Consider the following 22,201-nt stretch of genomic DNA (forward strand, 5'->3'; position numbering starts at 1 on the left):
AACAAAGGCAGAAAGATCAAAGTTTTTCATTTTGAAAGCTGTGATGATTGCGATGAAAGAGAAAATTGCACTACTGCTAAAAAAGGTCGTACTATTACTCTTCGTTACAATGAAGCAGAAGCCTTAAAAGCATTAAGACGTCAGAAAGAAGAGGAAGATTTTGAAGAAACTTATCATAAGCGCTATATCGTTGAAAGAAAGATAGCTGAGTTATTCTTTAGACACGGCATGAGGCAGGCTCGATTTTTTGGCAAACGCAAAATAGAGTTCCAGATGATGTGTAAAGCTTTAGCAGTAAACATAAAAAGACTGCCTAAACTGTTAAGCAGTGCGCCAGGAGTATGTCTCAAGAAGGTAAAAAAGGTACTTGGAAGCGGAAGTAATGAGAAAAAGGCCACTAAATCGACAGTATAGATGCTGCTGGTGTTTTATTTTTTTCTCCCAAACATTTTTGCGAGAAATTATCGCATATTTTATTTTCAAAGAACGAGGTTTTTCAACAGTCTCCTAGCATCCTTTCTATTACCTCCCGAATTTGGAGTATTCAGGAGGTTTAATTCTAGGATGCCTGGAGTTGTCCCTCCTTTTTCAGGTACACCTCTGTAATTTTAGTTTCCATTCTCTGTACTTTTAGTTTACCAAAAACATTTTGGCCACAGGTAACAGAGCCAGGACAGTAAGAAACATCAAAATTAAAGATTTGAAACTGCAAGAAGGCTATGTAGTTCTGCGTGCACTGTTTCTGAGAAATCAAACAGATCAGTGCCTTTTAAGCCCTGCTTCGAATTACACGCCATTCAGAGGGAGACACCAATAAAAAAACACCAGCATTTCGGCGGTGTCTAAAAAGTAGGGGCAAATCAAATTTCTACATTCTTCATCTTACCGTTAAATTATAGAATTTATCAGACTAAAGAATCTAAAGAATGCTGATGTGCCAGGAAATGCGGGTTGAAGTCTTCTTATAAAAAATACCCATAAGAAATAATTAAACCGCAGGCTATTAACCTGCGGTTTTTGGTGGGCTGTGATATTTAGTTGAAAGATTGCGGAATATCAAATATGGCAGTCGATGTTATTAAGATGAGTATTTTTATTCCAATCCTCGCGGTAAGTTGCCAGTTCATCAGCTATAGCTATAAGCTTCACATCCGGATATTTATCCTTGGCATTATTGTACTGCTTGAGGAGTTCTCGATCTTCTGTAAGGCTATCTTCCCAGGCTCCCATGTGAAAACGGATGGCCAGCATTTCACGATCCTTTAAATCAATAAATTTTTCCGCTAAATATACGGACTTATCACCGTGCTTGAAGGGATACCGCGGACTCTCTTTATAACCCCACCCGTGATCCTGCTCGGGACGTTTTTCCTCAGGCTTGTTTTTAAGCCAGTCTATGAGAGAAGAAACGTATCGCCGGGAGAAGTTGACGGGATTTTCTTCAAGCTCCTTATTATGATTTTCCAGCAGCGATTTTAAATATTCGAGCTGCTTTTCGGTCGGCTCTTCATCATCCTTTCTTTCATACGTATCTATCTTACAGACATCGTGCAGAAGAGAGGTTATGATAGCTGAATCTTTCGGTATATCCATCTGCAAATCAGCTATTAATTTTGTGTACTCGTTAAGAACCAAAAGAGAATGATAGGCCAACCCGCCCTGAAAACTGGAATGATACTTGATCGAGGCCGGCATATTGAAAAAATCTTTTTCCTTTAAAAAATCCATAAGCTTGTCCATAGAAAAATTTGCCCGATTTATTTTTCCCAGGTATGCCCGGTAAGTTTCAATCAGCGGTTTTACATCAATGGCCATTAAATAACCATCTCCTTTTAGCGTTTTATGGCTCTCTTAAATATTTGATAAATTTTTAGCCAGCATGCCAAAATTACGTCCAGCAACAATATTATATCAGAAATTTAATTTAGGGACCAGCATACCTCGGCCAACCAGTAAGCCTGTTTTTAAAGGGAGACAAGCGGAGGGGGTCGGTAGGTTTAACTTTGAACCTACCGACCCCCTCCGCTTACTCTCTTATCCCTGTCAGGGAAAGCGCTAGTCTAAAATTTTTCAACTGGTGGTTTAAATGTCGAGCTCAAATAGAAAAAAGCTGGAAGGAATGATAGGTCATAAATCCCCTTCTTTTTTGAGATAAACCAACAAAGCCTGAATATCGGCCGGGGAAACTCCGGCTATGCGGGAGGCCTGGCCCAGAGAGCGAGGTTTTATCCTGTTGAGTTTTTCCCGGGCTTCGCGGCGCAGATTATCAAAATTTTTATATTCGAGATCCTCCGGCAGCCTGATATTCTCCTGCCTTTCAAACTCTTTGATCTGCTGTTTTTGCCGATCTATATACCCCTTATATTTAGCTTCAATTTCCAGCTGTTTTTGCACAGGTTGAGGCAAAGAGGGTAAGTCATCTGCCAGGGCGGCGAGATCCTGCCAGGATATCTCCGGCCGGCGCAGGATTTTTTCCAGACTGGCGGGCTGGCTTAACCCTCCGCTTTCTCGCTCCTGCAGAAATTCGCGCACCTCTGCTGTGGGGGTGACTCTTTCTTTTTGAAGATAATCTCTGCCCTGCTGCAGCTTTTCCTGCTTCTCCTGAAAATACTGCCAGCGTTTATCGGAGACCAGCCCGATCTCCCTCCCGGAAGGTGTAAGCCGCTGATCGGCATTATCCTGCCGCAAAAGCAGACGATATTCCGCGCGCGAGGTCATCATCCGATAGGGCTCTTTGGGCTCATCGGTGACGAGATCGTCGATCAAGACTCCGATATAGGTCTGAGAGCGTTTTAAAATCATCGGCTCTTTGCCCCTCAGCTTCTGCCCGGCATTGATGCCGGCTATAATTCCCTGGCCTGCAGCCTCCTCATAGCCCGAGGTGCCGTTGATCTGTCCGGCGGTAAAAAGATCCGGCACCTGCCGGCTTTCCAGACTCAGGTCAAACTGACCGCTGGCCACACAGTCATACTCTATAGCATAGGCCGGACGGGCTATTTCAGCCTCGCTCATGCCCGGCAGAGTTCGCAGCATCTTTATCTGCACATCCAGCGGCAGGCTGGTGGAAAAACCGGAAAGATAGTATTCATCAGTGCTGCGCCCCTCCGGTTCTAAAAACAGCTGATGGCTCTTTTTGTCGGGAAATTTCATCACCTTATCCTCGATTGAGGGACAATAACGCGGCCCGGTGCCCTCAATTTCCCCGCTGAAAAGAGGAGTCCTATCCTTATTCTCTCTGATAATTTCATGCGTTCTTTCGTCGGTGCGAACTATCCAGCAGTCATCCTGTTTTCCCGACAGAGGTTCTGACAGAAAAGAAAAAGAGAGGCCTTTTTCTCCGGTCTGTTTTTTGAGGCTGCTGAAATCGATGGAATTGCCGCTGATGCGGGGCGGGGTGCCGGTTTTGAAGCGCAGAAGTTCAAAACCTAAATCCTGCAGCGAACGTGAAAGCTCATTGGCGGGATACTGCTGATTGGGACCGGCATTGTAGGTGGCCTCGCCGATGATAACGCGGGCTTTCAGAAAGGTGCCGGTGGTCAATATTATCTTCTCTCCTCGATAAAAAAGGCCGGTGCTGCCCACCACTCCGCTGGCCCGGCCCCGGCTATCAACTTCTATATTCTCGACGATCTCCTGCTTTAAATCCAGGTTTTCCTGCCGCTCGAGCACCTGCTTCATGCGGCTGTGATAACGAGCTTTATCGGCCTGGCCTCTCAATCCCTGTACCGCCGGACCTTTGCTGGTGTTGAGCATGCGAATCTGGGTCATGGTTTGATCCATGTTGAGAGCCATCTCTCCTCCCAGAGCATCGATCTCTCTCACTATATGGGCCTTGCCCGGACCGCCCAGCGAAGGGTTGCAGGGCATGAAAGCCACATGGTCTAAGTTGACTGTCAGCACTAAAGTTTTAAAGCCCATTCTGGCTGAGGCCAGCGCAGCCTCACAGCCGGCATGTCCGGCTCCTATCACTATGATATCGTATTTTTTAGCGTGTTCTTTTATGTATTCAGACATTTAAAGCCGCCTCCATTTATTCAGCTTGAAAATTTTTGCAGACATCTGCCTCCGAGATAATCAAACTTTTCCCCCTGCTGGACTTTTCTTTTTTCCATTTCGGCCACAATCTCCTGATGTATCTGCCTATTATCCCGCCCCCAGTTGACAAAAAGAGAACCCTCCCGGGGAGCTCTGCCCAAAAGCCTCTGCACGGCAATCTCCGGATCGAGCAGCTGCAGAAATTCTATCACCCGATCTTTATATTCCTCCAGTGAGATAATTTCAAGCTTTCCCGCCTCATATTGAGCGCCGAATTCTGTTCCCTCCCGCAGATAAAGAGCATGAAGCTTTACCGTATCCAGCTTCAGCGCCGAGAGAATGCGGGCGTTTTCTCTGACATCCTCCCTGTTATCGCCGGGGAGGTTTAGGATTAAATGTGCCCCCACCTCAAAATCAAATTCCTGAGCGATTTTTACGGCATCGATAAACTGAGCCAGCGTGTGGCCGCGATTGGCCCGCTTTAAAGTGTGATAATTGACCGTCTGCAGTCCCAGCTCCACGGTCAAAGATATGCTCTCATCCCGGGAATGAACCGCCTTTTTTATGCCTTCGAGATACTTTTCATTCAAACAATCAGGTCTGGTGGAGAGGGTGATTTCCACGATATCCTCTACCTGCAGCGCTTTTTGCAGATATTCTTTTAGTTTTGGCAGGGGAAGATAGGTGGTGGTGAAATTTTGCAGATAGGCGATGAATTTTTCCGCGTTGTATCTCTGGCCGATATGATCTTTGAGCTCTGTGAGCTGCTGGCGTATGGAATCATCGGGCTTACTTTCAAAGCCGGCTGCCTTTTCGCCGCAGTAATAACAGCCCTCCTCGCCCAAAAGCCCATCCCTGTTGGGGCAGGTGAGGGGCAGATTGAGCGGCAGCTTGTAGGTTTTGACCCCGTGTTTTTGTTTGAGATGTTCTGAATATTTGTAATAAACTTCCATGCTGGCTCCCCCGTAACATCAATATTTTTAACGGTTTTTCGTTCTGGCCTGGAAGGCGGATTCAGGCAAATATCACTCTGCCTCCGGCCGGCACCTCGATCTCGATGAAATAATTTTCTTCATCCATCTTTATAATTTCGGCTGTGGCATCTATCTGCCCTTCCCTTGAGGAATAAAGGCATTGAAAGCTGTCGCCGGGGCTGCAAAGATCGCTGTCTATCATGACCTTAGCCTTTATATCTTCCTCCAGATCGCTGTTCATGGCCAGCAAAAATTCTTTCTGGCTAAAAATGCGGGACCAGGCGATTAAGCCTCTGTATTTTTCGTCCTCCGGCTTGGCGGGCAGATGGAATTTTTCATCATCGCCATCGCAGCAAAATCTGCGCAAATATTGTCTGCCCACCTTCAAACTCTCGTGTTCTTTCCTCAGCCGGGATAATTTGCTCATCTCCTGATAGACGGGATTATCCCTATCAAAAAAGCTGCATCCCTGTGAGCGAAATGCTCCAAAATCCCCTCCGAACATCGACTCTCTTACATATTTGTCTTCATCGCCGCTGCCGTCAAAAGCCTGCTCTGTGCCGTAATACATGCAGGGGATTCCCAGAGAAAAAAGATTCAAAAAGATAGCGTTTTTGAGCAGAGGGGTGGTTTCTTTATCAGCGCAAAATCTCTCTTTGTGCTCCTGCTGGTAGACCATATCGTGATCGTCAAACATAGTTATAACCTTGTTTTTATACCATTTGTATTCACTTTCGCCGGGAAGTTGACTGTTTTTAAAGATGCTGAAATAATTTTTGGGGCAGGAGTAACCCTTGGCCGTTTCCTCCAAATTTTTGGGTATTTTATTTATGCCCAGGGCGGCATTGAGTCCGGTGCTGTCACAAATTTCTCTGGCGAATTCCATCCCCCCGGTTATCTCCCCAATTATATAGAAATTTTTCTTGCCCAGAGTGTGGGCGAATTCTCTGATCTCTGTCACAAAATATCTGGCAGCGCCGGGATGCAGATGTTTGACCGTATCGAGTCTAAACCCGTCAATATCGGCATAGGCAATCCAGTATTTATAGCATTTGGTCAGCACTTCTAAAGCTTTAGAAGCTCTGTAATCTGCCAGCTCGCCCGACCCTGTATTTATATTCTTCAAAGAATAGAAATCGCCTTCTACATATTCGGGATAATTTTCCCAGTCGGTGATATAGCCCCTGCGGGAAAATGCCTCCAGCTCAAAAATTTCCCGGGGCCATACTCCTCCCTCCGACCAGGCCGCACTGCGGTCGGGATTTTCCGGATCGATATCCGGCTCTCCCTTTTCATTTTTAAAACTTTTTACCGGATATCTTTCTTCGCTGTAGGCGGGATCTTCAACCTCATAGCTGAAAACATCAGCAGCGTGGTTGATTATTACATCCAGGATGACATACATATCTCTGTCATGAGCTTTCTGGCATAATTCCTGCAGATCCTCTCTGCTGCCAAAATGGGGATCGACGGCCAAAAAGTTTTGAATACCGTAGCCGTGATAGGTGCTGGCAAAAGGAGCCTGCTTTAACACCGGACTTATCCAGATGGCGGTAATGCCCAGATCCTTGAGATAATCCAGGCGCTCAATAAGACCGGACAGATTGCCTCCGTTCCAGGTATCTCCGGCATTTTCCCATCTCTGCCGGGACTCTTCATCGCCCAGGATATTTTCGTAATCCTTTTCCGGATCATATAAAGGTCTTTCACTGCCGTCGGCAAAACGGTCAACCAGCAGAAAATATAATATCTGTTCTTCCCAGGCTTCGGGCGAGGGCTTATAATCGCGTTTTTCAGCAATCTTTTGCAGATCAAAATCTGTATCTCTCATTATTATCTCTCCATTCTGGAAAATTAAATTATTTTTCTCCGGTGCCGCCGATCGGATCGGGTGAATAGAGGGGGATGATGACAGAACCGGAGGTCAATAAAGAATCGCAGCAAAACTTTTGCAGGAATTAAAAAGTCCCAGCTACCGAAATAAAACAGCTGGGAGGCGATCTCATTTTTCTTTTCTGTATACCCCCACGACGGGAAATTTTTGGATGAATTCATCGCCGTGAGGAGCTTCTTCCATGGCTTCGGTCAGATCTTCGCCGTCGAGACCGACCAGATTCAGCCGCAGATAGATTTCATTAATAATTAATTTCGATGAAATCGGTTTTTTTCCTGCATAAATTTATAAATTCAGAAGTTATGTCCCAATTATACTCCTGCTTCAAAGCTTTATCTTAAGCTTTATTTTTTCGACGCCGGCAGAAGAAATTCTGCCAAAACTTGATGAGATCGATCAAATTAGGTTATAACACATATGTATGTTATAATGAAGGTAATAAGAGGCAAATAAGAAAAATAATTTATATATTAGCAGAAAAAGGATAAAAATGGATAAAATGAAACTGGAAGTTTCGGGGTGATTTACATGAAGAGAAAATTAGAACAACCCATAAAAAATAATCATATGTTAAACAAAGAATTTTTAGCCTTCGTTGACACCATGGAAGAGAATACGGCGATTTTAAATAAAGAAGGCAAAATTGTATATATCAATCAGGCCTGGATAGAATTCGGCCTGGCCAACGATATTGCCCGGGAGGATTATGGTCTGGGAGTAAATTATCTTGAGATAGCCAGAAATGCCGAGGGAGAGGATGCTGCCAGAGCAGAAAAAGCGGTTGAAGGCATAAAAGCAGTGCTGGCGGGAGAAATGGATAACTTTACTCTGGAATATCCCTGCCATTCTCCGGAGGAAAAACGCTGGTTTAGAATGAAGGTAAAAGCATATGGCGATAAATCCATAGTAATGCATGAAAATATAACAAAAAGAGTAAAGCAGAGGATTAAGCGCAGGGAAAGAACCAAAGAATTGGAAGGCTTATATTACACTTTCAAACTCGCAGAAAATAGAGACAGAACTATAGATGAGATATTATCCCGCCTCAGCCGTAAATTAGCTGATTTCTGGCAGCATCCGGAAAAAATCCAGGTCCGCATCCGCTATGCAGATGAGGAGTATCTCTCGGAGAATTTCCGGGAAACCGGCTGCATATTGAAGGGAGATATCGTGGTTTTAGACGAGAAAAAAGGAACGATAGAAGTTTTTTGTCCGGAGGAAAAAAAAGATTACAGCGCAGATTTCTTTCTGGCCAGAGAAGAAGAGCTGCTTCAGGGTATTTCCAGAACTTTGAGCGGTGAATTTTCCCGTAGAATCACAGAAAATAAGCTCAGAAATAATAAAAATCTGCTGCAGAGCCTGACCAATAAGACACCGGGAACAGTTTATCAGTATCAGCTTTTTCCCGACGGATCTTCCCGTTTTCCCTATGCCACGGAGGGCATCTATGAAATTTATGAGGTAACACCGGAAGAAATAAAAGAAGATGCCGGTAAAGTATTCGATAGGCTTCATTCGGAAGATTATGAACGGGTAGCTGACTCCATCAAAAAATCAGCGGAAAATTTGACTGTCTGGGAAGATGAATACAGGGTCAATTTACCCGAGAAAGGCATAAGATGGGTTGAAGGCTATGCCGAGCCGGAAAAAAGACCTGACGGCAGCGTTATCTGGTACGGCAATATAAGAGATGTTACCGAGCGCAAAAAAAGAGAAGAAGCGATCAAAAATCTGCATGATGTTGCTGTAAACTTTAAAGAAGCGGAAGATGAAAAAGAAGTATCGGAAATGACTGTAGAAGCTGCTGAAAACTTATTGAACTTTCAAAACTGTAAAATATTGCTGGTGGAAGAAGGGATGTTTAAACCCACAGCCTGCACTTCCAGGGCAGAAACGAAAAAGATGCCTGTAAGCGAGGGGATAGCAGGACAAACCTATCGCAGCGGCGAAAGCTTTATCAGCGGTAATATTAGCAGCAATCCAGAAGCCAGTCCCGTAAAAGATTCCTATAAATCATTAATCAGCATACCCGTCGGAAACTATGGAGTATTTCAGGTTCTGGCAGAAGAGGAAAAAGCTTTCTCTAAAAAAGATCTGGAATTGGCCAAGCTTTTAATTTCTCACACTACCGCTGCCCTGGAGAGATTCAGTTATGAAAAAGAATTAGAATATATGAGCTTTCACGATGAACTGACAGGCCTTTATAACCGCAGATTTTTGCAAACAGAGATGAAAAGGCTGAATACAGAACGTCAGCTGCCTTTAAGCATTGTCATGCTCGATATAAATGACCTGAAAATAATCAATGACAGCATGGGGCATGATAAAGGTGACGAGCTGATAGTCAAAACAGCCGAGCTTTTAAAAGATAATATAAGAAAGGAGGATATACTGGCCAGATATGGCGGTGATGAGTTTGTGATTTTGCTGCCGCAGACCAGCAAGGAAAAAGCCGAAGAAGTACTAAAGCGCATAAGGACATCCAGTGAGAAAACTGAAGAGGAAGACCTTCCCGTTTCGCTGGGAGCAGGTATAGCTGTTAAAAATAATGTCGAACGGGAGATATACGAAATTTTGAAAAAGGCAGATGATGCTTTAAACCGAAACAAACTCTCGGATAAAAAAAGCCGAAAAAATAAGCTGGTACAGGTCTTATTGAACGCTCTGGCGGCTAAAAGTGATGAGACCAGAGATCATGCATTAAGAATGACCGATCTGGCCTCCAGACTGGGGGTAAAGCTGGGGATTACCAATTCGGAACTGAACAGATTATCCCTGCTGGCTTCTTTGCATGATATAGGTAAAACTTCTATTTCCGAAGAGATATTGACCAAACCGGGAGAATTGACCGATGAGGAATGGGAAATAATGAAAGAACATCCCGAGAGAGGCTACAAAATAGCTTCCGCCTCTGCAGAATTTGCCCCTGTAGCCGAAGATATTCTGGCTCATCATGAACGCTGGGATGGAGAAGGTTATCCTCAGGGGTTAAAAGGGGAAAGCATCCCTTATCTGGCCCGCATAATTTCCATAATAGACGCCTACGATGTCATGACCAGCAATAGATCTTACAGCCCCTCTATGAGCAAAGAAGAAACTCTAAGAGAGATAAAAGATTGTGCCGGCGGTCAGTTTGATCCGGAACTGGCGGAAAAATTTGTGGAGCTGATGAAAGAAAAATAAAGAAATAAATTAAAAAATTATATTTTGCAGGTTAAAAATTGCAGAAAGATTTAATATATGTTATACTTGAGTTAAGATATAGAATTATCATACTAAATCATCGGGTTAACGGCAAAACAGCAGACCTTTCGATATAAATATAAAAATCCAAAAGCTTCCAGCAATTCAAGCTGGGAGCTTTTCTGCTTTAAGAATGTAATCGCTTATAATAGCCGGGAACGATAAATGAATGTGGCCATCTGAGACAAAAAAATAGGGGATTTGAGGTGTTATATATGGATATAAGCGCCAAAAAGCTCCTCCAGGGTGATTATGAAATAAGCAGAGAATTTTTGGCTTTTGTTGACACCATGGAGGAAAATTCAGCAATTTTAGATAAAGAAGGTAAAATTATATATATCAATAAAGCCTGGATAGAGTTTGCGCGGGCCAATGATATTGCCCGGGATGATTATGGTCTGGGGGCAAATTATCTGGAGATAGCCAGAAATGCAGAGGGAGAGGCAGCTAAAAAAGCAAAAAAGGCGGCCGCAGGCATAGAAGCTGTGCTGGCGGGAGATGTGGATGAATTTTCTCTGGAATATTCCGCCCATTCGCCGAAAAATAAACGCTGGTTTAAGATGAGAGTGAAAACATTTGCAGATGATAAAGCTGTAGTGATGCATGAAGAGATTACGGAGAGAAAAGAAAAAGAAAGACAGTTAAAATATAAGACATTCCATGATGAGCTTACCGGTTTATATAACCGTACGTTTTTTGTAGAAGAGATGAAAAGACTTGATACAAAAAGACAGCTTCCTTTCAGCATAATAATGGCGGATATCAATGGCCTAAAACTTATAAATGATACCTTCGGTCATGAAAAAGGCGATGAAGTGCTGGAAAACGCAGCTGAAATTCTCGAAGATAATGTCAGAGATGAAGATATTCTGGCCCGCATCGGCGGCGATGAATTTGTAATACTGCTTCCCCAGACCGGCAAAGCGGAGGCTGAGGAAATAGCCGCACGAATCAGAAAAAGCTGCCAAAAAACCCATCAAGGAGATCGTAATAAAGCAATAGGGGAAGAACCTGTAATCTCTTTGGGGATAGGGATGGCAACTAAGTCTAACACCGGTCAGGCTATGGAAGATACGCTTAATTTTGCCGATGAAAGAATGTATGAGGACAAGAGAGAAAACGGACTTATGGCCAAAAGAAAGATGATCAATGCTTTTTTACATAGGCTTTATGCCAAAACATTTGAAACAGAAGCACACACTTTAAGGGTTACCCGGTTGGCAATAAAATTGGGGGAAAGGCTGGGTTTGGATGATGATAGCCTGAAATATTTAGCCCGGCTGGGAGGGCTGCATGATATTGGAGAAATGACTATTGAAGAGGAGATCATTAAAAAACCTGAAAAGTTAAAAGAAGGAGAATTTGAGAAAATAAAGGTTCATCCTGTTAAAGGCGCTGCTCTTGTTAATTCTGTAGAAGAATTTTCTTCTATTTCCGACATAATAAAATCACATCATGAGAGATGGGATGGCGAGGGTTATCCGGAAGGGCTTGTGGGTGAAAACATCCCTCTTTTAGCCCGGATATTTTCTATAGTTGATGCCTATGATGTTATGACTACCGGCAGACCCTATCAGGAAAAAATAAGCAAAAAGGAAGCTTTAGAAGAAATTAAAGAGTGTGCCGGCACGCAGTTTGATCCGGAATTGGCGGAAAAGTTTGTGGAAATTATGGATAGCTAAAGGGGGGATTTATATATGTCAGTTCTGGGAGAAAACCCTCTCGAAAATTTATTTGAGATTGATGAAGAAAATAAAAAAATTGAAGTTAAAATTTCTGAAAAACAGGAGCGTTACCCCGTTATTATGCCGGGTGAGAATATTGAATTACACCTGAAAGAGAAAAAAATTACTTCCCGCCGGTTATTAGCCTCTAATTGCGTTCTTGATTATCAACTCCTGCATGAAGCCCCTCGTAAACATATCGATATAAATCTTCGTGAAGACGAGATTAAAGCTTATCTCGATATCAAACTGAAACCGGCAATAAAATACGAAATTTCCCTGAATGAAATTCGAGAGGGTATAAAAATCGAGGGAAAGCAGGTAAATTCAAAAGTACCCGAACTTACCAAAAAAGATATAACATCGGAATTGGCGGAGGCCGGAATATTTTATGGAATTAAACGAGAGAAGATTGCTGATATCGCTGCTAAAAACTCCGGGTGTGAGGGAGAACTGATAGCAGAAGGGAAAAAACCGATCCCGGGTGAGTCGGCCAGCATAAATAGAATAGTTCCCGAGCGAGTTAAGAAACAAAATAAAAATTCCCGGGAAAAGATTGATCATTATCAAAATATCATATTTTCTGTTCTTCCCGGTGAAATAATTGCAGAAAAGAAAGGTCCGACCGAGGGGAAGCCGGGCAAAAGTGTCACCGGCAAAATGATTCCAGCTCAGGACGGAGAAGATATAGAATTGGAAGCTGAAGAAGGTGCTCAGCTCAGTGATGATGGTCACAAAGTTATAGCACTTATCTCCGGACGGCCGGAATTTAAAGAAGATAAAGAAGGTTTAAAAGCTCGCGTGGTTTCCCGGTATTTAATCGCCGGTGATATAGATAAGAGCGAGGGCAATGTTGAGTTTGCCGGCGATCTTAAAGTGACGGGCAGTATTCAGGATTACTTTGGAGCCATTGCTGAAAAAAATATATCTGTCAAAAAACAAATCAACAATGCCGAAATAAAGGCTGGCGGCGATATTTTTGTCGGGGGCAGCATTGCAGGAGCAAAACTTTATGCCGGCCTGCTTAATTTCAAAGGTGAGCATGAAAAACTTGAAATTGGAAATGCACTTCAAGATCTGTATTCTTTTTTCCTTACCAACGCTGATAATTTGGTCAAAAAACTTGAAAAAGAGGAAAGCGCTCATCTGGAAATAAGGAAATTAATTCTGGAAAACAGGTCAGTCAGAAAATCTATAAAGCAAATAAATTCCCTCTGGAAAAAATATGAAAAAGAGGATAGAAAACTTCCAGCTTCTCTGCCTCTTACCGGCAAAGAAATAAAATGGCTGCATGATTTTGTCTTCGGTGATATGTTACTGGATAAGGATAAAACCAGGGATCAATTTATAAATATTGTGGATAACTTGAAAAACTGGGCCGCCGCTGAGAATAATGGCCAGGGGAATATAGTGGTAAGGCAGGCTCAAAACTCTTCTTTAACTGCAGCCGAAGATGTTGTTATATTGGGAGAAGGAAGTTATACCTCGACTATAAAGGCGGGGAAAAATATTATAGTTAGACAGAAAAATGCTTTTTTCAAGAGCGGTCAGGCTAATGCTCAGAGATGGTTTGTTTCTGGCTGTGCGGGCACACCAATGTCCCAAACGACAATTAGGGTGGGAGAGGGTATTATCGTAAATAGGGTTAAAGGACCTATCATTGTTGGAACCTGGAATGATAAAAAAACTATTGCTCCGCAAAAAACAACCCTTTATCTGCAGGTGAATGAAGAAGGTAAATTACAGGAAAAAAGCTTCAGTAAATGGCGAAACATGGTGGCAAAAAAGATCGATAAAGAACTCATCTCAGCCTGGAAAAGTTTGTAAAGAAAACTTGCTTTTTAAACAAACAAAAATTATCAGCAAGTACAGGCCCCTGGAATGAGAGAACGAGAGGGTTTGAGGAGGGTTATAATGGAAGATAATGAATTGAGTGAAGATGATTTTGAGGGACTGCGTGAGAAGGCTGAGAAAGTTTTAAGCAGCAAGGAGATTGAGCAGCCAGAAGATTTAGAGGAGATGTCTCAAGAGGAGATACATCAGTTTTTACACGAACTACAGGTGCATCAAATAGAACTTGAGCTGCAAAAGGAAGAACTGCTCGAAGCGCAATCTAAACTGGAAAAGGCCCGCTCACGCTATTACGAGCTTTTTGACCTGGCTCCTGTAGGCTACTGCCGGCTTTCCAAAGAGGGCAAAATTAAAGAAGTCAATCTGGCTGCTGCCAGCTATCTGGAAAAATCCCGGGAAGAATTGATGGAAAAAGAGATTTCTCAATATATCTTACCTGAGGATCAGGATACCTACTATCATTTCCGCAAAGATCTTTTTGACACCGGCAGTCCCCAGGAATGTGAATTAAGGATGCAGAAGGCCGGGGGAGAAATATTCTGGGTTCAGCTAAAGGCTGAAATCATACAGGGGAAAGAAGACAGGCCGGCTGTTTTTCTGACAATAGAGGATATAACAGAGAGAGTAAAGGAGAAGATAAAACGCAGGAAAAGAACCAAGGAACTTAAGGGCTTATATTTTACCTCCAAACTCGTCCAAAACAGAGACAAAACCATAGATGAAATATTATCCCTGCTCAGCCGCAAAATATCTGATTTTTTTAAATATCCGGAAAAAACCTGTGTCCGCATAAGCTTTGCAGGTGAGGAATATCTTTCGGAAAACTTCCAGGAAACCAGCTGCATTTTGAAAAGTGATATCATGGTAGAGGGAGTTAAAGAGGGGTCTATAGAAGTTTTTGCTCTGGATAGAGAAAGACAAGATGGCCAGGCACTTTTTCTTACGGAAGAAAGGGATTTAATCCAGGATATTTCCAGAGCTTTGAGCAGTGAATTTTCCCGCAGAGCCAGTGAAGAAGAGCTTAAACTCACACAGTTTTCTGTGGATAAGGCCCCGGTGGGAGTTTTTTGGATAACTCCGGAAGGGAAATTTGAGTATGTAAATGATAGAGCCTGTGAAATTTTGAGTTATTCAAAAGATGAGTTAGTTGGTATGGAAGTTCCTGATATAGACCCCAACTTTCAGGCAGAAAATCATGACCAGGAGTGGCAGAAGATCAAGGAGAAAAAGTATGACAAATTGGAGACACAGCTGATAAGAAAAAATGGGGAAAAATTTCCGGCTGAAGTGATAAACCGTTATTTGCAGTATAAAGATAAAGAGTATGAACTGGCTTTTGTCCTGGATATAACAGAGAGAAAGGAAAAAGAGAGACAGCTCAGAGATAATAAAAACCTGCTGCAGAGCCTGGCCAATACAACTCCGGGTTCAGTCTATCAGCTTAAGCTTTTGCCTGATGGTTCCTTCTGTTTTCCCTATGCCACCGAAGATATCTATGAGATTTATGAAGTTACTCCGGAAGAAGTAAAAAAAGATGCCGGCAAAGTATTTGATAGGCTTCATCCGGAGGATTATGAGCGGGTAGCTGATTCCATCAAAAAGTCAGCGGAAAATTTAACTGTATGGGAGGAAGAATACAGAGTTAAACTGCCCGAAAAAGGCATAAGATGGCTGCATGGCTATGCCGAGCCGGAAAAAAGGCCTGACGGCAGCATCATCTGGCACGGCAATATAAGGGATATTACCGAACGCAAAAAAAGAGAAAGAAAGCTGCAGGAACAAAAAGAGGAAATAGAAGAACTGAACGATAGTTTAAATGCCAATATAGAAAAGGCGAGAATGATGCATAGACAGTTTTTGCCCGATCACCTGCCGGAGGTTAATAATCTTTCTTTCAGCACCTATTATGAGCCGGCAGATAGGCTGGGCGGGGATTTTTATTATATGATCGAATTTGAAGACGAAATTCTTTTTTATATATCGGATGTGAGCGGTCATGATTTGAGCAGCTCCATGCTGAATATTTTTCTAAAAGATGCGATCAACTCCTATCTTTTTCACAGTCAGGAGACAGAGAAAAAGAAAAAATTATCGCCCGCTCACATTATCCAGCACGTAAATGAGCGGTTCAAGGAGGAAAACTTTCTCGCCGATTATTTCATCTGTCTGTTGATGGGAACAATAGATAAAAAAAGTTTTGAAGTTAATCTCAGCAATGCTGGAATCCAGTTTCCGCCTTTCCTAATCCAGAGACAGGGCAGTGTTTCTTCTATCCCCTGCAGCGGTATGCCTGTAACAGTGGTGAATGAAAATTTCATCTATAAAAACTGCAGTTATAATCTCAAGCCCGGGGACACTCTCGTTATGAGTACAGATGGATTATTTGAACAGGCAGACAGCCGAAATAATATGTATGGTGAAGAGAGGCATCTGCAGATATTGATCGAGAATGCTGATTTAAAACCAGAGGAAATGGTGCATAAAATTTATGGAGATTTTGCTGAATTTAAAGGTGATGAACTCCTTCAGGATGATTTAACCTCACTTTTAATCCAGCGTGAGTTTGCTTAAAGAAAATGATAAAATTTGCAGCAATGTTGAAGTAAGCGGATAAATTATCAGATATAATAAGGCAAACAAATACATCATTTAATATCTCAAATTATTAAGATAAACAAACTAAATTATATCAAGAGGTGGTTAAAATGGTAAATAAAGAGAGGCTATCAACAGGGATAAGCGGTCTGGACACAATTTTAAAAGGTGGCTTAATTTCCGGTGATTCCTATCTGGTGAGAGGAAAAGCAGGCAGTGGTAAAACAACACTGGGTCTGCATTTTTTGTGTGCTAATTTAGAGGAAGACAGCTCTCGTCTATTCGTTTCCCTATCAGAGCCTGCCTCTAAAATAGCCAGAAACGCTGAGAAAAGATTGAGTTTTTAGATTTAAGTCCTTCCAGCAGATTTGTAGAGGAAGAAGATTACAGTGTGTTTCCTTCTTCCGAGGTTGAGCAGCAGCCTCTTTTAGAAAAAATCATTGAAAAAATAAAAGAGATGCAGCCGGAGAGGATATTTATTGATGGGCTGACCCAGCTGCGCATTTTGTCCACAGATGATTATCGCTTCCGCAAAAATATTCAATCTCTGATTAATCTAATGGCAGATATAGAGGCAACTCCCATGCTAGTATCGGAAGTGGGCAGCCGGCCGGATGATGATCTGCAGTTTATCAGTGATGGCATAATTAATCTTAAGAAACGGGGAAGCGAGAGGAAAATTTCTGTTGCCAAAATTAGAGGATCCGGGTTTAAAAAAAGGTTTACACACTTATATTTTGGATAAAGAAGGTATGAAGGTTTATCCCTCTTTAAATCCTGATTTTTCCCCTTCCGCCAGAGAAAAAACTGATAATGCACCTATATCTTCGGGAGTTCCAGAAATTGATAAGATGCTGCACGGCGGAATTGAAAAGAATACAAGTACAATTATTACAGGGCCTACTGGTTCGGGGAAAACATCTCTGGGGCTTACATTCATGAAAGAAGCAGCAGGCCGGGGTGAAAGATCAGTTGTATACCTGCTGGAAGAAAGTCCAGAAGTTTTAAAGCGGAGGTCCAAAACCATCAATATCCCCGTTGAAGAGATGATTGAAAATAAAAATTTGCAATTAATTACGGTAAACCGCGGGGAATTAACACCCGAGATATTTGTTCATCGGGTTAAGAAAGAAGTCGAAGAGAATGATACAAAGCTGGTAATGATTGATAGTGTTACAGCATTTAATTCCCTTTTCCTGGATGAGAACTGGAACAAACTTGATTTGAGGAAAGTTTTGGATTCCCTGCGGAAGCTTCTTATTAATAACAATGCCACCCTTCTTATGATCAACGAGATACCCAATATCACCGGGGATTTTCGGGTGACCGATGATCAAATAAGCTATCTGGCAGATAATATAATAATTCTTCGCTATATAGAATTAAGTGGAGGTATGCAAAAAGCAATCGGAGTGCTGAAAAAAAGGCTGAGCAGTTTTGAAACCAAGTTGAGAGAGTTTGAGATTTCAAAATATGGCTTAGAAGTGGGAGAGCCCATGGAGGATCTAAGCGGAATACTTTCGGGTAATCCCGAGTTGACTTCTGAAGGGCGATCAAATAGTAATAAAAAGGAGGGTTAAAATTATGAGCAGGCTTGGAAAATCTTCTGAAGAAAAGATCAAAAAAGAGAATATAAATCTCTTAATTTCCAATGACAGGAACCGAGAATTATTAAAGGAGCTGCTCAGTGATAAATTTGAGGTTTTTGTGCAGGAAGAGACAAATTTCAATAAATTTAACCTGATATTTCTGGATGAAAAATATTTTAAACGATATAAAGAACAGATAAAGAGTTATAAGCAGGATAATCGAACATTTACTCCTATGATTTACCTGCAGGATAAAGGTAAAGATACTTCACAAAATTTATTTAAATTGGTTGAAGATGTCATTGAATTACCGGTTTCCCAAAAATTATTGTTGGCAAGAGTAGATAATCTGATTCGCAACAAAAGATTATGGACTGAATGGAATATTTTAAAAGAGAGATATGAAAACATATTTAATAATATTAATGATATGATATTTTTAGTAGACATTATTGAGAAGGAAGAACCTGGATTTAAAATTGTCGAAGTAAATAAAAAACTTCTGGAAGAGCTTAAATATGACAAAGAAGCTCTGAAAAATTCTTCTCTGGAAAAATTTATGCCGGAAGAAGATGTTAATGAGTTATTTAAATTCTTGAAAGATCAGGGAGAAGCTTTGTTAACCACTAAATTTTATCCCGAAGAAGGGGAAGCAATTCCGGTGGAGATAAATGCTCGGAAACTTAATATACAGGGAAAAGAGCAGATTCTATGTGCTGCCCGGGATATGACTGAAAAGAGAAAAAGAGAAGAACTAGAAGAGGTTTCTTTTTACGATCCCAACAGTGGACTGCCCAATAGCTCCAGTTTAATTAAAAACATGGACAAGCTGATAGAAGAGGAAAAAACTGAAGATATATATCTTCTGGTCATAGATATCAAAAATTACGAGGAGATTATGAATTCAATCGGCCATACAAGATGGGGAGGTTTTCTCAAGGAAATTGCCACTCAGCTGAAAGAAAGATTGGAACTTAAATTTATCCTGAACGAAAGAGAAGCTGCGAATAGTGATATGGAAATAAGTGTATACAATATATACCATGATAAGCTTGGTTTTTTGTTGGTAAATACTTCCGAGGATAGGCTCACTGACTTTATTGAGGAGTTGAAGGATAAAACGGAACTCTCCTTCTATTACAATAGTATTCCGATATTTTTGAATTCTCATCTGGGAGTAGCCCCCTATCAGAAGGGAGATAAAGCTGTAGAGTTATTTCAGCGTGCCTATCAGGCCATGAATTCTGCTGTGAGTGATAAAAAGAGAATAAAAATTTATGAAGAAGCTTTAGAAACAGAGACACAGGAGAATTTTATGATTTTAGGAGATGTGAGAAATGCTCTGGATGAAGATCAGTTCGAATTACATTACATGCCTAAAGTCAGGTTAAAAACCGGTGAAATTACGGGTGTGGAGGCATTAATTAGATGGCCGCACCCTGAACGCGGTAATATTTCACCCGGAGAATTTATACCTCCGGTGGAGAGAACAGGGCTCATTAATGAATTGACTCACTGGGTGCTCAATAGAGCAGCCGAAAAAAAGCGGATTTTGGCGGATAGAGGAATTGATATAAACATGGCAGTTAACATTTCTCCCCGTAATTTAAAGCAAAAAGGATTTGTAGAAGATGTTAAAAATATAATCGCCCAAAATGGTTTAAAGCCAGCTCAATTTGAACTGGAACTTACGGAGACGGAAATAATGGAAGATGTAATAGGAGGCAATAACTCCCTGGGACAACTATTGAAAGAAGACATTAAAATTTCCATGGATGATTTTGGCACAGGTTATTCCTCTTTAGCTTATTTGAAGAATCTAGATATCAATACTCTCAAAATAGATTTATCCTTTGTGCAGGTGATGAATGAAGATAAAAAAAGCTATGAAATAGTGAAAACCGCCATAAGATTGGGTCAGGTATTGGGGAAAGAAATTGTGGCCGAGGGTATTGAAAGTCAGGATGTTATGGGGGATTTAAAGGAATTGGGCTGTGATTACGGTCAGGGCTATTACATTGGCAAACCTATGCCCAGAGAAGACTTTGTTGATTTTTACGGCAGCTGGCAGGAGCAAATTTTTTGATAGGGAAAATTGGGAGGAGAGATCAAAGGGAATAGGAAAGACGGAGAAATTAATTGATGGTTTTAAGGTTTGAAATATTAGAACAGTTAGGTTTTGTTTATGGCAGAAGATTTGGGGTAGATGTAATTTTAAAAATTAAAACCAAGTTAAAATTCCACCTCAGAAAGGGGATGATATTTTGAAAGTAGAAGTAAAAGATAATTCTGCTCGCATCATCCCGGAAGAAAGCATAGACCTGGCCAATGCAGAAAAGCTTGAAGAAAAATTTAATGAAATTATAAAGAAAGACATACATAACATTATTCTGGACATGAAAGATACGGTTGATATAGATAGTATGGCTGCAGGGAAAATACTTTTTATTCATAAAAAAATGAGAGAAAAAGGCGGCAATATGGTTATAGAAAATGTAACTTCGGATAATATCAAAGATATTTTTGACATGATAAATCTGGATGAGGTTATAGAGATCAGAAATTAGGCTTTCTAAAATATTGGAGCGGAAGATTTTATAGTGTAGCTTTGTTCGATCTTTTTTAAACTATCACCCCCAGCAGAAACAGGGTGCTTAGGCCCAGATAAATCGTGACGCCGGTAATATCAGTAATGGTAGTTAGAAAAGGTCCGGTCATCATGGCGGGGTCTTTGCCCAATTTTTTTATCAGGAAAGGGAAAGTCCCTCCAACTATACCTGCGACCAGCACATTGGCTGCCAGAGCTGTACCCGCTATAATACCCAGCAGCGGAATTCCTTCTAAGAAATATGCCAGCAGGGCAAAAAGCAGCCCCAAAGCCAGCCCATTAAATATTCCGATCGCCACCTCTTTGCGCAGCACGCGGACAAAATCTCCCAGCTGCACTTCCCCTAAAGCTATACTCCTGATGGAAACGGAAAGAGCCTGAATCCCCACATTTCCCCCCATGTCAGTGATCATGGGCAAAAAGGCAGCCAGAATGGCAATTTGAGCGATGGTATCTTCAAAGCTGCTGATGACGGCCACCGCCCCCAGATTGAGGAAAACATTAAAAGCCATCCAGGGCAGTCTCATACGGATGGCCTCTTTAGGGCTGGTGAAAAAGCTTTCTTCTCCGCTGGCACCGGTAAGGGAGACAAAATCATCCGCCAGCTTTTCCGAGAGCTGATCTATAGCCGTATCCAGGGTCAAAACCCCCAGCAATTTATCGTCTTCGTCAATCACCGGCAGCAAATTAAGACGCCTGTACTGCAAAGTTTTGGCCGCTTCTTCGACCGGCTCATCGACTCTGGCTACATGAATATCCTGATCCATCAAATCCTCTGCTTTTTCTGATCTGTCGGCAAAACTTAATTCCTGGGCGGAAATTACTCCTATCAGTTTTTCTCGGTCATCTGTAACATATACATAGGCTGTGTTGTTAATTCTTTGGCGTGCCCGGCGCAGTTTCTGCAATGCTTCCGGAACTGTGGTATCTCTATGTACTGCTACATACTCAGTTTCCATATGGCCGCCGGCAGTTTCAGGACCATGAGAGCTCAGTTTTTTTACATCTTCCTCCAGCTCAGGATGAAGTTTTTTCCACAGCTTTTCCTGCTCTTCATAGGGCAGATGATCAAGCAGATCCGTCACTTCGTCACTATCCAGATGGGCGAATAACTGTTTTTGCTCATTTTCCTCCATCTCTTTTAGCAGTTCTATAGTCAGTTCTTCGGGCAGCCAGGCGGCAATCTCGCCGGCGCGATCCCAGCCCAGTCCGCGCAAAAAGGGAAGAATATTTGAGCGGGGAATAGCAATTATTATATCTCTTATTCTGCGGTTGGAAAGCTGCTGAGAAATTTCTACAGCTTCCTCATAATTGCCGGATTCCAGTAAAGCTTCCAGCTTCTCCACCTGTAATTTTAAACTTTCTGTATCGAGCAAGGTTTCTTTTCCTGGCATATTTTCACCTCCGTTAGTTTAGTATAATATATCAAAACATTATTAATAGCAACATTTTTTTGGATTTTCATCGAAAACACCCGGCTAAAAATCTTTATTATTCTTAGTTAAAAGGTTTGAATTTAAAAATTGCGCTCCCTTCGCAAAAGCTTGTCCCTGAGCTCACGCTTAGCCCGGCACATCCTGAGCCGGAAACACTATTTTTTGGCCATGGACTTAACCTGAGTTTCGAAAAATTTCGAGCATCACTTTCTAATTGATATATTGAGCTGAACCTGCAGGCAGGAAAATGAA

15 protein-coding genes are annotated in these 22,201 nt (G+C 41.8%); 10 read left to right on the forward strand and 5 right to left on the reverse strand.

Features of this window, described 5'->3' with window-relative positions; translation table 11 throughout:
• Nucleotides 1-414 (forward strand): transposase (locus BLT15_RS09930; protein WP_200769746.1); only part of this gene is annotated, 414 nt, incomplete at its 5' end.
• A gap of 642 nt (nt 415-1,056) precedes the next feature.
• Here the strand turns inward: BLT15_RS09930 and BLT15_RS09940 are convergent.
• The 4 genes from BLT15_RS09940 to BLT15_RS09955 form a co-directional block, all read right to left on the reverse strand.
• On the reverse strand, nt 1,057-1,815 hold the full coding sequence (locus BLT15_RS09940; RefSeq protein ID WP_089761238.1) for a hypothetical protein: 759 nt from the start codon (nt 1,813-1,815) through the stop codon (nt 1,057-1,059).
• 312 nt (nt 1,816-2,127) lie between these two features.
• Nucleotides 2,128-4,014, reverse strand: a complete 1,887-nt coding sequence (gene mnmG / locus BLT15_RS09945; RefSeq protein WP_089761240.1) for a tRNA uridine-5-carboxymethylaminomethyl(34) synthesis enzyme MnmG — start codon at nt 4,012-4,014, stop codon at nt 2,128-2,130.
• A 20-nt stretch (nt 4,015-4,034) separates the two neighbouring features.
• On the reverse strand, nt 4,035-4,988 hold the full coding sequence (gene mnmL / locus BLT15_RS09950; protein WP_089761242.1) for a tRNA modification radical SAM protein MnmL/YtqA: 954 nt from the start codon (nt 4,986-4,988) through the stop codon (nt 4,035-4,037).
• A 61-nt stretch (nt 4,989-5,049) separates the two neighbouring features.
• A complete protein-coding gene (locus BLT15_RS09955; RefSeq protein ID WP_089761244.1) occupies nt 5,050-6,840 on the reverse strand; it encodes an alpha-amylase family glycosyl hydrolase in 1,791 nt (596 codons plus the stop codon).
• Nucleotides 6,841-7,431: 591 nt separating this feature from the next.
• Between BLT15_RS09955 and BLT15_RS09960 the strand changes: the two genes are divergently transcribed.
• From BLT15_RS09960 to BLT15_RS09990, 9 genes are all read left to right on the forward strand, one after another.
• Entirely contained in the window at nt 7,432-10,086 is a 2,655-nt protein-coding gene (locus tag BLT15_RS09960; protein WP_089761246.1) for a diguanylate cyclase, read from the forward strand.
• Between the two features lie 275 nt (nt 10,087-10,361).
• Nucleotides 10,362-11,828, forward strand: a complete 1,467-nt coding sequence (locus tag BLT15_RS09965; RefSeq protein ID WP_089761248.1) for an HD-GYP domain-containing protein — start codon at nt 10,362-10,364, stop codon at nt 11,826-11,828.
• A 15-nt stretch (nt 11,829-11,843) separates the two neighbouring features.
• On the forward strand, nt 11,844-13,697 hold the full coding sequence (locus tag BLT15_RS09970; RefSeq protein WP_089761251.1) for a FapA family protein: 1,854 nt from the start codon (nt 11,844-11,846) through the stop codon (nt 13,695-13,697).
• Between the two features lie 87 nt (nt 13,698-13,784).
• Nucleotides 13,785-16,292 carry a SpoIIE family protein phosphatase gene (locus BLT15_RS09975; protein WP_159429898.1) on the forward strand — a complete coding sequence of 836 codons (2,508 nt, stop codon included), beginning with the start codon at nt 13,785-13,787 and terminating at the stop codon, nt 16,290-16,292.
• A gap of 134 nt (nt 16,293-16,426) precedes the next feature.
• Nucleotides 16,427-16,663: an RAD55 family ATPase gene (locus BLT15_RS13635; protein ID WP_200769747.1), complete on the forward strand. Its 237-nt coding sequence runs from the start codon at nt 16,427-16,429 to the stop codon at nt 16,661-16,663.
• Nucleotides 16,664-16,707: 44 nt separating this feature from the next.
• Nucleotides 16,708-17,061: an ATPase domain-containing protein gene (locus BLT15_RS13640; RefSeq protein ID WP_268762249.1), complete on the forward strand. Its 354-nt coding sequence runs from the start codon at nt 16,708-16,710 to the stop codon at nt 17,059-17,061.
• Nucleotides 17,054-17,896 (forward strand): ATPase domain-containing protein, encoded by an 843-nt coding sequence (locus BLT15_RS13445; RefSeq protein WP_200769748.1) that lies wholly within the window; start codon nt 17,054-17,056, stop codon nt 17,894-17,896. Before BLT15_RS13640 ends, BLT15_RS13445 begins: the two co-directional genes overlap by 8 nt.
• Before the next feature lie 4 nt (nt 17,897-17,900).
• Nucleotides 17,901-19,991: a sensor domain-containing protein gene (locus BLT15_RS09985; protein WP_089761255.1), complete on the forward strand. Its 2,091-nt coding sequence runs from the start codon at nt 17,901-17,903 to the stop codon at nt 19,989-19,991.
• Between the two features lie 178 nt (nt 19,992-20,169).
• Nucleotides 20,170-20,472: an STAS domain-containing protein gene (locus BLT15_RS09990; RefSeq protein WP_159429899.1), complete on the forward strand. Its 303-nt coding sequence runs from the start codon at nt 20,170-20,172 to the stop codon at nt 20,470-20,472.
• Between the two features lie 55 nt (nt 20,473-20,527).
• Here BLT15_RS09990 and mgtE read toward each other — a convergent pair whose 3' ends face one another.
• Complete coding sequence (gene mgtE, locus BLT15_RS09995) at nt 20,528-21,907, reverse strand: magnesium transporter (protein WP_089761259.1); 1,380 nt, start codon at nt 21,905-21,907, stop codon at nt 20,528-20,530.
• Nucleotides 21,908-22,201 lie beyond the last annotated feature (294 nt).

The sequence above is a fragment of the Halarsenatibacter silvermanii genome (assembly GCF_900103135.1).
Taxonomy (GTDB): Bacteria; Bacillota; Halanaerobiia; order Halanaerobiales; family Halarsenatibacteraceae; genus Halarsenatibacter; species Halarsenatibacter silvermanii.

Bases quoted from the DNA above. Each gene is read 5' to 3' on its own strand.
- BLT15_RS09955 (WP_089761244.1), bottom strand. From the start codon at position 6,840: ATGAGAGATACAGATTTTGATCTGCAAAAGATTGCTGAAAAACGCGAT.
- BLT15_RS09940 (WP_089761238.1), bottom strand. From the start codon at position 1,815: ATGGCCATTGATGTAAAACCGCTGATTGAAACTTACCGGGCATACCTG.
- BLT15_RS09985 (WP_089761255.1), top strand. From the start codon at position 17,901: ATGAGCAGGCTTGGAAAATCTTCTGAAGAAAAGATCAAAAAAGAGAAT.
- BLT15_RS13635 (WP_200769747.1), top strand. From the start codon at position 16,427: ATGGTAAATAAAGAGAGGCTATCAACAGGGATAAGCGGTCTGGACACA.
- BLT15_RS09975 (WP_159429898.1), top strand. From the start codon at position 13,785: ATGGAAGATAATGAATTGAGTGAAGATGATTTTGAGGGACTGCGTGAG.
- BLT15_RS09970 (WP_089761251.1), top strand. From the start codon at position 11,844: ATGTCAGTTCTGGGAGAAAACCCTCTCGAAAATTTATTTGAGATTGAT.
- mnmG (WP_089761240.1), bottom strand. From the start codon at position 4,014: ATGTCTGAATACATAAAAGAACACGCTAAAAAATACGATATCATAGTG.
- mgtE (WP_089761259.1), bottom strand. From the start codon at position 21,907: ATGCCAGGAAAAGAAACCTTGCTCGATACAGAAAGTTTAAAATTACAG.
- BLT15_RS09965 (WP_089761248.1), top strand. From the start codon at position 10,362: ATGGATATAAGCGCCAAAAAGCTCCTCCAGGGTGATTATGAAATAAGC.
- BLT15_RS09960 (WP_089761246.1), top strand. From the start codon at position 7,432: ATGAAGAGAAAATTAGAACAACCCATAAAAAATAATCATATGTTAAAC.
- mnmL (WP_089761242.1), bottom strand. From the start codon at position 4,988: ATGGAAGTTTATTACAAATATTCAGAACATCTCAAACAAAAACACGGG.